Source organism: Alienimonas sp. DA493, assembly GCF_043951915.1.
Lineage (GTDB): Bacteria > Planctomycetota > Planctomycetia > Planctomycetales > Planctomycetaceae > Alienimonas.
On sequence record NZ_JBINJD010000058.1, the window covers coordinates 15,381 to 29,149 of the forward strand.

The 13,769-nt window shown below is 70.7% G+C and carries 12 protein-coding genes; 5 read left to right on the forward strand and 7 right to left on the reverse strand.

From position 1 onward, the window contains the following. Positions 1-94: 94 nt before the first annotated feature. Entirely contained in the window at positions 95-1,519 is a 1,425-nt protein-coding gene (leuC, locus tag ACG2DA_RS10810) for a 3-isopropylmalate dehydratase large subunit (RefSeq protein WP_395255630.1), read from the reverse strand. A gap of 213 nt (positions 1,520-1,732) precedes the next feature. Here leuC and ACG2DA_RS10815 point away from each other — a divergent pair, with 213 nt between their 5' ends. From ACG2DA_RS10815 to ACG2DA_RS10830, 4 genes are all read left to right on the forward strand, one after another. Continuing rightward, entirely contained in the window at positions 1,733-1,981 is a 249-nt protein-coding gene (locus ACG2DA_RS10815) for a hypothetical protein (RefSeq protein ID WP_395255631.1), read from the forward strand. A 177-nt stretch (positions 1,982-2,158) separates the two neighbouring features. Further along, positions 2,159-3,502, forward strand: coding sequence for a class I SAM-dependent methyltransferase (locus ACG2DA_RS10820; RefSeq protein WP_395255632.1), 1,344 nt, complete (start codon positions 2,159-2,161; stop codon positions 3,500-3,502). Between the two features lie 75 nt (positions 3,503-3,577). Then, positions 3,578-3,838 carry a hypothetical protein gene (locus ACG2DA_RS10825; protein ID WP_395255633.1) on the forward strand — a complete coding sequence of 87 codons (261 nt, stop codon included), beginning with the start codon at positions 3,578-3,580 and terminating at the stop codon, positions 3,836-3,838. 139 nt (positions 3,839-3,977) lie between these two features. Further along, positions 3,978-4,868, forward strand: coding sequence for a sugar phosphate isomerase/epimerase family protein (locus ACG2DA_RS10830; RefSeq protein ID WP_395255634.1), 891 nt, complete (start codon positions 3,978-3,980; stop codon positions 4,866-4,868). 54 nt (positions 4,869-4,922) lie between these two features. Here ACG2DA_RS10830 and ACG2DA_RS10835 read toward each other — a convergent pair whose 3' ends face one another. After that, positions 4,923-6,080: a hypothetical protein gene (locus ACG2DA_RS10835; protein ID WP_395255635.1), complete on the reverse strand. Its 1,158-nt coding sequence runs from the start codon at positions 6,078-6,080 to the stop codon at positions 4,923-4,925. 284 nt (positions 6,081-6,364) lie between these two features. Here ACG2DA_RS10835 and ACG2DA_RS10840 point away from each other — a divergent pair, with 284 nt between their 5' ends. Beyond that, a complete protein-coding gene (locus tag ACG2DA_RS10840) occupies positions 6,365-7,873 on the forward strand; it encodes a sulfatase (protein WP_395255637.1) in 1,509 nt (502 codons plus the stop codon). A gap of 182 nt (positions 7,874-8,055) precedes the next feature. Here the strand turns inward: ACG2DA_RS10840 and ACG2DA_RS10845 are convergent, their stop codons facing one another. From ACG2DA_RS10845 to ACG2DA_RS10865, 5 genes are all read right to left on the reverse strand, one after another. Further along, on the reverse strand, positions 8,056-8,628 hold the full coding sequence (locus ACG2DA_RS10845; protein WP_395255638.1) for a hypothetical protein: 573 nt from the start codon (positions 8,626-8,628) through the stop codon (positions 8,056-8,058). A gap of 124 nt (positions 8,629-8,752) precedes the next feature. Beyond that, the gene (locus ACG2DA_RS10850) at positions 8,753-9,466 is read right to left on the reverse strand and encodes a DUF1559 domain-containing protein (protein ID WP_395255639.1); all 714 of its coding nucleotides are present in this window, start codon (positions 9,464-9,466) and stop codon (positions 8,753-8,755) included. Between the two features lie 40 nt (positions 9,467-9,506). Then, entirely contained in the window at positions 9,507-10,286 is a 780-nt protein-coding gene (locus tag ACG2DA_RS10855) for a DUF1559 domain-containing protein (RefSeq protein ID WP_395255640.1), read from the reverse strand. Between the two features lie 4 nt (positions 10,287-10,290). Continuing rightward, complete coding sequence (locus tag ACG2DA_RS10860; RefSeq protein ID WP_395255641.1) at positions 10,291-11,736, reverse strand: coproporphyrinogen-III oxidase family protein; 1,446 nt, start codon at positions 11,734-11,736, stop codon at positions 10,291-10,293. A gap of 123 nt (positions 11,737-11,859) precedes the next feature. Beyond that, positions 11,860-13,692: a redoxin domain-containing protein gene (locus ACG2DA_RS10865; RefSeq protein WP_395255642.1), complete on the reverse strand. Its 1,833-nt coding sequence runs from the start codon at positions 13,690-13,692 to the stop codon at positions 11,860-11,862. Positions 13,693-13,769 lie beyond the last annotated feature (77 nt).

The following is a 13,769-nucleotide window of genomic DNA, read 5'->3' on the forward strand; positions in this document are numbered from 1 at the left end:
TCCCGGACGCTTCAAGCGTCCGGGACGCTCCGCACACGGCGCGGGCGGGGGAGAGAGAAAAGGCGACGCGGCCCGGGCGATGCGGGCCCGTTCGTCACGCGATCGCCGCGGCCCCGACGCTGCGGACGTCGCGCACCTCGCCGGCGAGGGCGGCGGCGGCGACCATGGCGGGGGACATCAGCAGGGTGCGGCCGGTTGGGGAGCCTTGGCGGCCCTTGAAGTTACGGTTCGAGCTGCTGGCGCAGAGTTCGCGGCCCTGCAATTTGTCCGGGTTCATCGCCAGACACATCGAACAGCCGGCCTGCCGCCAGTCGAAGCCGGCTTCGCTGAAGATCTTGTCCAGCCCCTCCGCCTCGGCGGCGGCCCGGACCCGTTGGCTGCCGGGGACGACCAGCGCCCGCACGCGCTCCGGCACCCGGCCGCCGGCGGCCTGCACCACGGCGGCGGCTTCGCGGAGGTCGCTCAGCCGGCCGTTCGTGCAGGAGCCGATGAAGGCGACGTCGATCGGCGTGCCCTCCAGCTTCTGGCCGGGCGCCAGGTCCATGTAGGTCAGCGCCTCTTCCACGGCGAAGCGTTCCTCCTCCGGCAGTTCGGCCGGGTCGGGCAGGGTGCCGCCGACGCCGATGCTCTGGCCGGGGTTGATGCCCCAGGTGACGGTCGGCTCGATCTCGCTGGCCAGCAGGTGGACCTCGTCGTCGTAGCGGGCGTCCTCCGGGCTGGCGAGGCTCAGCCACCACTCGGCGGCCTTCTCGAAGGCCTCGCCCTGCGGGACGGCGTCGCGGCCGCGGAGATATTCGACGGTCGTTTCGTCCGGGCAGACGTAGCCGCAGCGGGCGCCGCCCTCGATGGACATGTTGCAGACGGTCATCCGCTCCTCCATCGTCATGTTGCGGAAGACGTCGCCGGCGTACTCGTAGGCGTAGCCCACGCCGCCCTGCACGCCGAGGTGGCGGATGATCGCCAGCGCCACGTCCTTCGCCGTCACGCCGGGGCCGAGTTCCCCGTCGACGCTGACCTTGCGCACCTTCGGCTTGGCCAACGCCATCGTGCCGGTGGCCAGCACGTGGGCGACCTGAGACGTGCCGATGCCCAGGGCGATCGTGCCGAAGGCCCCGTGGGTGCTGGTGTGCGAGTCGCCGCAGACGATCGTCATGCCCGGCTGGGTCAGGCCGCGCTCCGGGCCGACGACGTGGACGATGCCCTGATCGCCGTTCTCCGGGGAGAGCAGCCGCACGCCGAAGTCCCGGCAGTTCGTCTCGATGGCCTCCATCATCTCCTCGGCCAGGCTGTCCCGCAGGGGGCGGAGCTGGCTGTCGGTGGGGATGATGTGGTCGACGGTGGCGACGGTCCGCTCCGGGTAGGCGACCTTCAGGTCGCGCTCCCGCAGCATCGCGAAGGCCTGCGGGCTGGTGACCTCGTGGATGAGGTGCAGGCCGATGAGGAGTTGGGTCTGCCCGCCCGGCAGGGTGCGGACGGTGTGGGCGTCCCAGACTTTGTCGAACAGATTGGGGGCGGACATGCGGGGCGAGACGGGGGCGAAACGGAGGCGGGGCGGGGCGTCGATCGGTCGGGCGAAGATTCTAACGTCCGACGCCGGGAGGACACGGCCCCCGGCCCCGCCGGTTCGCCGCGGCGTCGCGGCGACGGCCCGGGCGAGGGATGATCCGGGCCGGCCGGGGCCGCGTTGTTCCGGCCGGCCCCGTCCCCCGCTCCCCCGCCCCGAAGCCTTCCGATGACCCACCTCGCTGCCAGCGACGGCGAAACGACCGCTCCCCTCGGCGCCGTCACGCACCCGCCCTGTCCGGCCTGCGGCGAGGGCGCCCTGTTGCCGCTGAACTCGCTCCTGTTCTGGGTCTGCACGACGCCCTCCTGCACCTACACCATCTCCGGCCAGGGGACCGCGGCGACCTACTACAAAGGCCACGCCGTCACTGAGACCCGTGAGAAGGACGGTAAGCGGTGGATCGAATTTCGGTTTTGATTCTCGCGGCCGGCCGGCGACCGCAATCCGGCCGCGAAGTCGCCCAGCGGGTCTGCGACGCGATCGTCGCCGCCGACGAATAAAGCGCCGCCGCCGCCCCTGGGGGAACGGCTTCCCCACCACCGCCGCGGGATGATAGACCCGGGGGCGTTCCCTGATTCTTCGCCCGCCTGCGCCGTGTCCCGCACCGACGACAAACAACTCACCGCGGCCCGCCGGGCGATCGCCCACCTGCGGGAGACCGCGAACGTCCCGATCAGCGTCGAACTGTGGGACGGCAGCCGGGAGCCGCTGGGCGAGAACCCCCACCCGGAGCTGCGCGTGGCCCTCGCCGGCCCGGGGGCGATCGGGGCGCTGCTGCGGCGGCCCACGCTGGAGAACGCCGTCCGCCTCTACGCCACCGGACAGATCGAGTTCCGCGGCGGCAGCCTGCTGGAGTTCGGCGACCACGTCCGCCAGTCCGGCCCCGACAAGAAACCGACCCGCAAGACGCTCAAGACGGTCTCCAAGCGGACGCTGCTCAAAGCCGCCCTGCCGTTTTTGTTCAGCAAAACGGAAACCCCCGTCCAGCACGACTACCGCGGCGGCGACGAAACCGGCCGCGACGTCTCCAAGCGGGACAACCAGGACTACATCCGCTTCCACTACGACCTCGGCAACGATTTTTACAAGCTGTTCCTCGACCCGCGGATGCAATACTCCTGCGGGTATTTCACGGACTGGAACAACTCCCTCGAACAGGCCCAGCACGACAAGCTGGACATGATCTGCCGCAAATTGCGGCTCAAGCCGGGCGAGAAAATGCTCGACATCGGCTTCGGCTGGGGCGGGCTGGTCATTCACGCCGCCCAGAATTACGGCGTGCAGGTCCACGGCGTGACGCTGTCGGACGAGCAATACGCCTACACGACCGAGAAGGTGAAGGAACTCGGCCTGGAAGATCAGATCACGCTGGAGATCAAAGACTACTCCAAGCTGACCGGCACCTACGACAAGATCTCCTCGATCGGCATGTACGAGCACGTCGGGATCGACAATTTGCCGACCTATTTCCGCACCCTCTACGGCCTGCTGCGGGACCGCGGCATTCTTTTGAACCACGGCATCACCCGGGGGAGCAAGGGGAGCGCGAAAAAGTTCCGCAAGATGCGGCCGGAGCATAAGCTCATCGCCAAATATATCTTCCCCGGGGCGGAGCTGGACCACGTCGGCAACACGGTGCAGACGCTCGAAGCGAAGCGGTTCGAGGTGCACGACGTCGAGGACTGGCGGGAGCACTACGCCCTGACCACCCGCAAATGGGCCGAGCGACTGTCCGCCCGCAAAGAGGAGGCGATCGCGATGGTCGGCCCGGAACGCTACCGGCTGTGGGAGGCGTATTTAGTGGGGGTCAGCTTCGCCTTCTGGGACGGCAGCCTGCGGATTTATCAGGTGGTCGCCAGCAAGCACGCCGCCAAGGGCCCCGCCGAACTGCCCCCCACCCGGGCCGACCTCTACGAACCCCGCCCGACCGCGGCGTGATCCGCGGCGGGCCGGCGGGCGTTCCTCTTGGTCCAACGCCCCGCCGCCGATCCCGCCTGCGACGAACGCCCGACGATGCCGCTGTTTCGTTACACCCGCTTCGGCCGCGAACACGGGCCGCGGATCGAGGCGTCCCTCAGCGGCGCCGTCACCGGGGCGATTTTGGGCGGGCTGGCGGGGTTGGGCGTGTGCGCCTGGTGGCTGACCGGGCCGCCGCCGCTGTTTCCGGGCGACACGATCCTCGGCGGGGCGCTGCTGGTCGGCTGGATCGGCTGGCGGTGGGGGAAGCCGGCCGTCGCGCGGGTTCGGGACGAGTTTCTCACATGGTGGGTCTGAGTGCGCGGCGGCGCGCCGATCGGCGGCGGGGGGCCACGCCAGCGTCCCGGACCCTTCAAGGGTCCGGGACGCGACGCATGCGAGACGGTCGCTGTATGGTGAGCCGTCCGCGTCCCGTCCCCCGCCGAGCGCTCCCGCCGTGACCGATTCCGTTCCTCACCTCGACCGTCGCGTCTTCCTCGGGGCGTCCGCGGTCGCGGCGACCGGGCTTCTCGGCCGTTCGTCCCGGTTACTTGCCGACGAGAAGGCCGGCGAGTCGGGCATGCGGCTGGGGCTGGTGACGTATAATTGGGGCCGCGAGTGGGATTTGCCGACGCTCCTCAAGAACTGCGAGGCGACCGGCTTCGAGGGCGTGGAGCTGCGCAGCGGCCACAAACACGGCGTGGAGCCCGGCATCGACGCCGCCCGCCGGCGGGAGGTCGCCGCCCGTTTCGCCGATTCGCCGGTGGAACTCGTCGGCCTGGGCAGCGCCTGCGAATACCACTCCCCGGACCCGGCCGTCCTCAAAAAGAATATTGAGGAGACGAAGGCGTTCGTCACGCTCTGCGAGCAACTCGGCGGGGGCGGGGTGAAGGTGCGGCCCAACGCGCTGCTGGAGGACGTCCCCCACGAGAAGACCCTGGAGCAGATTGGCCGCTCCCTGCGGGAGGTGGCGGCGTTCGGGGCCGACCGCGGCGTGGAGATCCGGCTGGAGGTGCACGGCCGCGGCGGCTCCGCCCTGCTGCCGAACGTTCAGCGGATGATCGCGATCGCCGACCACCCCAACGCGGTGGTGTGTTGGAACTGCAACGGCTCCGACCTCGCCGGGGAGGGCCTGGAGCACAACTTCGACCTGGTCAAAGACAAGATCGGCACGGTCCATATCCACGACCTGCGGACCGACGGCTACCCCTGGGAGCGGTTGTTCGCCCTGCTGAACGCCTCCGGTTTCGCCGGTTGGACGCTGTTGGAGGACGGCAAAGTGCCGGGCGACGTCGTCGCCGCGATGCGGGAGAACCGGCCGATCTGGGAACGCCTCGCCGCCGGCTGAGCGTTCGCCGCCGCAGGCGCGCCGCCTCACGGCGACGGCAAACCGGGAGGGGCGTTACGGCCCCTCGTAGTAGCCTTTTTCGGTCGCCGATTCGACGCGGAACCGCGGCTTGCCGAGGGCGTCCGGGCCGGCGGCGGGGTCGAGGCGGCCGTCGACGGAGACGATCAGGTTCTGCTCGTTCTCCAGGCCGGCGAGGCGGCCGTCGTCGATCAGGGTCAGGGCCCCGCCGAAGCGGTCGCTCGGCTCGGGGGTCAGGCTGTAGGTGAGGGTCCAGACCTTCGTGGCCGGGTCGTAGCTCACCACCCCGGTCACGGTGCGACGCGGCCCGGGGGCCTGGCCGGCGGACGGTTGCCCCGGAGCGGGCTGGCCGGGAGCCGGCTGCGCGGCGCCGGCGGGCTGCACGGCGGGGTCGTGGAGCGGGGCGGAGCCCATCAGCGGTTGGGCGGCGCCCTGCGGGAGCCGGGCCGGGGCGGCGGACGCGAGGCCGGGCCGCGGGCCGCCGACGGAGGCGCCGAAGTCCTCGGGCAGCGGATCCTGGAAGCCGTCCGGGGTGGTGCCGGGCGGGGGCGGTTCGAACAGATCGACGCCGTTCGGGTCGGGGGAGTCGACGCCGAGGGTGTCGTAGTCGTCAATGGGGGGGACGGGACTGCCGCCGCCGGTGGGGGGCTGGCCGTAGCCGCTGCTGTCGCCGTCGTAGTAGGGGCTGTCGGAGCCGGAGCCGCCGCCCGTGCCGCCGCCGGTGGGGGTTTCGCCGAAGCCGCCGTCGTAGGTGGGGCCGTCGTCCAGGTCGTCGAAGTCGCCGTCCGGGAAGCCGAAGTTGTCGTCCGGCGCCGGCAGGGCGGGCACGCCGTTGGAGGGGGGGCCGAGATTCGTCCCGCCCGGCGGCAGCGTGCCGGGGATCGGCTGGGGGGCGAACTGCGGCTGGCCGTAGGGGTTCGCGCCGGGCGGCGGGGCGTAGCCGCCCGGCTGGCCGTAGTACCCCGGCACGCCGCCGCCGTAGGGGGCGGGGCCGTAGTAGCGCGAATGACACCCGCAGATCGCCGCCGCCAACGCCGCCAGCGCCAACAACGCCGACCGGTGCAGCAGGCCCCGACGGAGCGCGGCGCGGCGGCAGACGGCGTGACCGGAGACGGCGCGACCGAGGACGGCGCGGCGGGACGCCCGGGAGTCCATCCGCGGCGGGGCGAATCGCGGCCGGGCGGGGCGGAACATGGCGGGCGAACCGGACAGGCGGGGAAACGAATACCGGCCGGCCCGTCAGGACGTGGAACGCCTCCGGAAGCCGGTCGCCGCGGGTGGTAGGACACCGCTCCGCCCGCCGTCCACCCCGGCCCCGGCCGTCGGGCCGCGAAACTTGAGCGGAAAATCGGATCGGCGGGAAATTTTTCGCCGGGCGGAGCCCGCCGCCCATCGGCGACGGCGAACCGGAAAGAGGTGCGGGCGCCCGGCGCCGCTCCTATCGTGGGCCGGTTCGCCCTGTTTTCGGAGCCGTGTTCATGCCTCGCCCCGTCGCGTTGCTGCTGGTGTCGTTTGCCGCGTTGCTGTCGGTCCCTCTCGCCCGGGCCGCCGACGCCGCCGATCCGTCGGAGAACCGCCCGCCGAACGTGGTGATCGTCTTCTGCGACGACATGGGCTACGGCGACGCCGGCTTCACCGGGGCGACGGACATCGCCACGCCCCACCTGGACGCGTTGGCCGAGGGCGGGATGGTCTTCACGGACTTCTACGCCGCCCAGGCGGTATGCAGCGCCAGTCGGGCCGCCCTGCTGACCGGCTGCTATCCGAACCGCGTGGGCATCCTCGGGGCGCTGGGCCCGCAGGCCAAACACGGTCTGAACCCGGAGGAACTGACGATCGCCGACCTCTGCAAACGGCGGGACTACGCCACGGCGATCTACGGTAAGTGGCACCTCGGCGACGAGCCGGGCCTGCTGCCGACCGACAACGGCTTCGACGAGTGGTTCGGCCTGCCCTACTCCAACGACATGTGGCCGCTGCACCCCCGCTACGCCCACTTCCCCGACGCCCGGGCCGACCGCAAGCGCGGCTACCCGCCCCTGCCGCTGTACGAAACCCCGCTGGAAGGGGAGAACGCCGGCGTCCCGCAGGTGAAGATCGCCGCGGTCGACAAGCCGGATCAGGCGATGCTGACCACCTGGAACGCGGAGCACGCGGTTGACTTCATCGACCGCAACGCCGACCGGCCGTTCTTCCTCTACGTGCCGCACAGCATGCCGCACGTGCCGATCTTCGTGTCCGACAAGTTCGCCGGCAAAAGCGGCCGCGGGCTGTACGGGGACGTCATCATGGAGATCGACTGGTCCGTCGGCCAGATCGTGCAGGCCTTGGAAAAACACGGCCTGCGGGAGAACACGCTGATCGTGTTCACCTCCGACAACGGCCCGTGGCTCTCCTACGGCACCCACGGCGGCGACGCCGGCGGCTTCCGCGAGGGGAAGGGCACCAGCTGGGAGGGCGGCCAGCGGGAGCCCACGCTGTTCAACATGCCCGGCACGATCCCCGCCGGGCAGGTCTGCTCCGCCCCCTGCGGCACGATCGACCTGCTGCCCACCGTCGCCGAGCTGATCGGCGAGGACCTCCGCGCCGCCCTGGGCGACGACCGGGTGATCGACGGCAAGTCGATCCTGCCCCTCCTCAAAGGCGAGACGAACGAGAGCCCGCACGAGGCACTGCTGTTCTACTACGGCCGCGAGTTGCAGGCGATCCGCAGCGGCGACTGGAAGCTGCGATTTCCCCACAGTTACCGCAGCCTGCTGAGCGGCGGCGGCCGCCACGGCACGCCCGCGGACTACGTGCAGGAACGCACCGACGGCGGCCTCTACAACCTCAAACAGAACCCGCAGGAGACGCGGGACGTCTCCGGCAAGAATCCGGAGGTCGTCGCCCGGCTGGAGGCGCTCGCCGACGCCGCCCGCCAATCGCTGGGCGACAGCCTGACGAAGACCGAGGGCGCGGAGACCCGCCCGCCCGGCCGGGTGAAGTAGGAACGCGGCGCCCGTTCCCCCCTCTCCCTCAAGGACGGGGTCGCTCGCTCAAGGACGGGGGCGCTCACTTCTGAGCCGCCGTCCCGCGTTCTCGTCCGCTCGACCCGCCCGCACCGTCACGTCGGGGGGCGGCGGACGGTTCGCCGCTTCAGCCTGCGCCGCGCTTTAGCCTGCGCCGCGCTTCAGTCTGCGCCGACCGGGGCGGCGACTTCCAGCAGGTCCAGCGCCGGCTTGCCGTTGGTGAAAATCGTCGCCAGCCGTCCCCACACCGTTTCCCCCTCGGTCACCCCCAGGTGCCGGGCGAGGCCGGGGCCGGCGGTGAGCTTCAGCAGCGCCCCGAGGTCCACCTCGCGGAGCACGTCGTGCTCGATTAGCACGCGGCCCAGGGGGATCTCGCCGCCGAGGATCTCCTCCCGCGGCTCCGGGTCGAGGTACGACAGGTCGAATCGCACCAGGCCGAACTGCACCGTCCGCTCCGTTTCGCCGGGACGCTCCGGTTCGCGGACCAGCGTGATCTTGCGGCAGTACTTGCCGTTCTCCCACTTCTCGTCCAGCACCCGCACCGCGACCGGCCCGCCGTGGAACCGCTCCATGGTGACGGTCATGTGGGCGTCGTGGTCCAGCAGCGTGCGGTAGGGCTCCGGCACGGCGCTGTGGGGGACGTGCTCCGCGGCGGCCAGCAGCGGCCCCTCCTCGCCCTCCGGGGAGGGGGGAAACATCGCCGTCAGCGAGTCGAGTTCGGCGAGAGCGTTCACAAGCGACGGCGGGCGGAGACCGGGAGGCGGGCGCGGGGGGGATTCTTGCCGCCCGACCGCCCCGGGTGCCAGTCGGCGGCGCCGAACCGCCTTTCAGGGCACGGCCGACGGCAGGAACGGCCCGTCAGAACGCGCCGACGTCCTCTCCCCCGTCCGGCGTGCCGAGGGCGGCGAGGACGGCGGGGTCGATCGCCTCGCTGAGGAAATGCACCGAGCCGTCGCACATCACCGCCGTGCCGCCGTTAAAAGAGCCGCCGAACTGGTGCGGCGAGCCGCCGATCCCGTCGGCCGTGTCCCGCAGGTTGGTCGGGTCCGCCCACGGCCGGGGGAAGCCGCCCACCTGTCCGGCCAGCAGCGTGTGCGACGCCCCGTCCGTCACGCCGTCGAACGTTCGCGGCCCCTCCTCGCCCAGCAGCCGCACGTTCCCAGCGATGTGGGCCAGCCCGAACCCGCCCTCGCGGGTGCGGTCGCGGTAGTCCGCGTCGGGGCACAGAAACTCGTCGACGACCCGCCCCGCGACCCCTGCGTTACCTGGGGCGTCGAACGGGACGGTCAGGTCGTACGCTTCATAAACCTCGCCCCGGCCGAGGTGCGGCAGGCACGCGGTCAGCCAAGCCGGCGCCGGGTTCCCGGGCCCAGCGACGGTCGCCTCGCCCCCCTCCGCCCACGGCGGCAACGCCCCGCGGTCCTCGTGAAAGGCCCGCACGCCGCCGCCGACTTGGTACAGGCTCCGATGCGTCGCCGACCGCCACGCCGCCATTCGGGCGCCGCGAATCCTGGGGTGAAACAGCGAGACGACCACCGCGGCCAGCGCCAGCGTGGCGACCGCACAGCCCACCGTGCGAAACCGATCAGATGAGGCGGCGGCAGGCGGATTCTCAGTCAAAGTCGCTCGCAGAAACGGTTTCCCCCCCATCCGGCGTGCCGAGGGCGGCGAGGACGGCGGGGTCGATCTCCGAATTGAAGTTCGTCACCCGGCCGTCGCAGAACCCGACCACGATCGCCCCGGGGCTGTTCGCGCCGAAGCCGGTCGGGCCGTTGATCGGGGCCGACGCGGACCGCAGGTTCGCCGGGTCGCCCCACGCGGTCGGGGCGCCGGTCTCGGCGTTCACCTCGGCGAGCATGATCGTTCGCGTGAGGCCGTCCGCCTGCCTGACGGCGTCCAGCGTCAGGTCAGGCAAGAACACCAACTCGTTCCCCGCATAGTGGGCCGGGGCGAGGCCGCTGGACAGCGGGGCGTCCCCGACATACGGGGAGGTGTAGGAGCGGACCGCCGTCGAAAATGCCGCCGCGTTCGCCGGGGCGTCGAACGGCTGCGTGAAGTCGATGCTCCGGTGCAGCGCCCGCTGGTCCATCATCGGCAGGATCGCCGTCATCCAAGCGACCGGCGGGGCGTCCGGGTCCGCGTCTCCGCCGTGCGGGGGAAAGGCGCCGTGACCGGTGTGATAATTCGTGACCGCGAGAGCCTGATTCTTGACGTCGTTCTGTGCGATCGTCGCGTGGGAGTGAATCCGCCTGGTTTGAACAGAAAGGCCCCAAAGCGGAAGCAACATAACGTTGAAGAACGTCGCGCCCGCCAGCCCCGCGACCGCCCAACCCAGGATGCGCAGCGGCGTCCATGGCTGTTTGGGCGGCGGCTCGGCGGGCGGGGCGGTCATCAGCTCACGTATACCGCACCCGTTTAAACTGCTCCTCGAAATATTCCGGCAGCAGGCTGTCGGTTTGCAGCAGGCCCTTGCGGGTGAGCACGATCTCGTCGCCCTCGACGTTCAGATAACCCGCTTCGGTCTGGTTCTGCAGCGGTTCGGCGAACTCTTCTCGCAGGTCCACGCCGAATTTTTCCTGGAACGGCCGCACGTGGACGCGGCCCTCTTTTAATTGCAGCACGAACTCGCGGATGAGCTGCTGATGCTCGGACGGCACCAGCGCCCGGTTGATCGGCCACTCGCCGGCTTCGACGGCGGCCTGATATTCCTCGATGCGATCCAGGTTTTGATAGTGAACCCCCTGGAAGTGGCCGAAGCTGCTCACGCCGGTGGCGAGCAGGTCGGCGCCCCGCCAGAGGCTGTCCCGGTAGACGAAGCGGTCCGTCTCCCGGTTCTTGACGAACTCGTTGCCGGAGGACGGCACGTAACCGTAGCCGGCGAGGAAGTCGATCGTTTCGTCCATCCAGCGACGCTTGGTGTCCCAGTCCGCGATGGGGCTGTCGACGCCCAGCTCTTTAATTTCCTTGGAGATAATCGTGTTGTGCGGCAACTCCATCTGATAGACGGTCACGTTGTCCGGGTCGAGCTTGGCGACCTCTTCCAAATTCCGCCGCCAGTTCTCGTCCGTCTCGCCGATCATCCCCGCGATCAGGTCGACGTTCACCTGCGGGAAGTCGGCCGCTTTAATCCACTCCCACGCCTGATACACCTCCGGCGTGAGGTGGGCCCGGCCGTTCACTTCTAAGATGGTGTCGTCGAAGTTCTCCACCCCCAGCGACAGGCGGGTGACGCCGATCTCCTTGAGGGTCTTGACCTTCTCCTCGTTGAGCGTGCCCGGCTCGCACTCGAACGTGACCTCGCGGGCGGTCTCCCAGTTCAGGTGCGTCTGCAGCTTGTCCCGCATGCTGCGGAGCTGTTTCGAACTCAAATAACTCGGCGTGCCGCCGCCGAAGTAGGCGAACTCCAGCTCCCGGCCCTGCACGCCGGGCGTGTTTTCCAGCTTGGCGAACTCCGCCTCCAGGCTGTCCACGTAGCCGCGGACGGTCTTGGCGTTCTGCTTCGTATAGACCCGGAAGTAGCAGAACTTGCAGCGCTTCCGGCAGAAGGGGATGTGGATATACAACCCCAGCGGCACCGACGGGTCAATCGCCCCGCTCGGCGGGTTGCCGTTCAGGGCGTCCAGCGCCGCGGGAACCGCGTCCTTCGTCCACTGGCTGAACGGCGGATAGTTCGAAACGAAGTAGCTGCCGACCTCCGTGCTGCCCTTCGCCTGGGTGGTGGTGGTCGATCCGTTCGAGTCGCAGTCGGAGCCGTGCGATTTGGCCTCCGCAGAGGAGTCCACCACCGGCAGGCGGTTCGGCAGCTCCTGATCGGCGGCGTCGGCGGGGGCGAGATCGGGCATGACAATCGGCGTGGGGGGGCGGTCCGGCATTGTAGCGGCTCGGCAACCCCCGACGCGTGGGGGACCGCCGGAGTCCCCCCGCCCGCCGTCGCGGCGCCCCCGCCGGCCGGGGGCGCAACGGCCTCACTCCGTCGCGATCAGCAGGAAGCCGATCATCATCTCCTCCCAGCTCTGCTCGCCCCAGCGGACGGCGACGGTCGGGTCCGGGTTGCGGGGGTTGCCGGCGCTGTTGTCGAAGGTCGCCGTGCAGGTGATCGTCGACCCTTTCTTCACCCGCAGCGGCTCCGCCAGGTCGTACCGCAGCTGCCAGTTGAAGTCGTACTCCGGCACGTCCAGCAGCGTGCGGGTCTCGCCGTCCGGCGTCGTCAGTTCGTACTTGAAGCTGGCGCCGCGGAAGTGCATGTGCGGGGTGAGGGCCAGCAGGGTGACGTCCCCCGGGACCTTGCGGGAGGCCGTCACCGTGTGGGCCTTCGCCCCGGGGGGAATCTCGAACCGGTGATTGGCGACCGCCGTGCTTTTCACCAGCGTGAGGTTCTCTTCCCCGCCGAACTCCGCCGGGTCGACGAACTTCATGCCCACTCGCGACAGGTCCGTCGTCGGCCGGCCGTTGGCGGTGTAGTGCATCTCGAAGAGCAGCTGCGAACCGGCCTTGATCTTGAACGCCTGACCGGGCTTCAGCTGCATCGGCGGCAGGCCGGGGGCGTAGCCGATGAGGGCGTCGCCGGCGTCGATCTTCTTTTGGGCGTCCGGCGGGATCACCCGCACGATGATGTGGTGCACCACCGCCGGGTTGCCCGGCCGGGGCTCCGCGGCGACGACGTATTTGTCCTCCGTGAAGCCCGGATCGACGCGGAAGTAGCGGTAGTCGATCACCCCCTCGGCCGGCACTTCGGCGGGCTCCTCGGCCATGGCGAAGACGGCGTCCGGTTCGCCGATCCGCCAGCCCTCGGCAAACGTCGGCGGGGCCGGGGCGTCGGCGGGGTCGCCCTCGGGGCAGCCGGCCTTCACCCAGGTCAGCAGCGTGTCCTTTTCCGCGTCCGACAGGCTGGCGTCGTTGCTGAACTCGCCGTGGGCCGGGTCGGCGGGCCAGGGCGGCATCCGCTCGTCCTTGACCACCTCCGCCAGCATCGGGCCCCAGCCGGCGGCTTCCTCGTAGTCCAGCAGGGCGAAGGGCGCCGCCTCGCCGGGGCGGTGGCAGGGGGCGCACTTGGCGAAGATCACCGCGGCGGCGCCGGGCGCCCCGTCCGGGCCGCTCGCCCAGGTGACGGCGGCGTCCGGGTCGGCCTCGCGGACGCGGCCGATCTTGCAGCCGACGACCTCCGTCGCCGGCTCCGCGACCGCTTCGCCCGCCAGCACGCTGGCCAGCGCCAGGCCGAAGTCGTCCCGCGACGCAGAGCCCTTCGCGGTGCCCACGCCGTACTGGTCGTCGATCCGCCCCCGATACCGCAGCGTGCGGCCGTTGCCGTTCTCTTCCGGCGGGCCGAAGATCAGCACCTCCGGGGTGCGTTCGGCTTTCAGCCGATCGGCGAGTTTGTTGCCGGGGTCTTTGAGCACGGGCACGCCGGCGGCGTCGAACTCATGCCGGGCGCGGAACTCGGCGAGGTCGCTCAGCGAGTCCTGCCGGTTCGCGTCGACCAGCACGAGCCGCACGCCCTGTTCGCGGCCCTCCTCGGCGACGGCCCGCAGCCGGGGGGCAGTGATCTGCACCAGCGGGCACTCGGTCCCGACGAACACCACCACCGCGGCCTGCGCCGGGGCGCCGGAGTCGTCCGCGAAGGCTTCGCCCAACGTGGTGCGGGCGCCGTGCACGTCCCGCAGTTCGGCGTCGGCGGGGAAGGGCACGGGGTTCAGGGCGACGCCGTCCGCGGGCTCGGCGAAGGCGAGGGCGGCGAATAACAGCGGGGCGACGAACATGCGGCGTCCGGTGCGGGAGGGGGGAGCGGCGACGGCGCCCATCCTAAGCCGGACGCGTGCGTCCGGCGGGGGGCGGGCGGGGGAAAACGAAAAGCGGCCGGGGCTCCCGAAGGAACCCC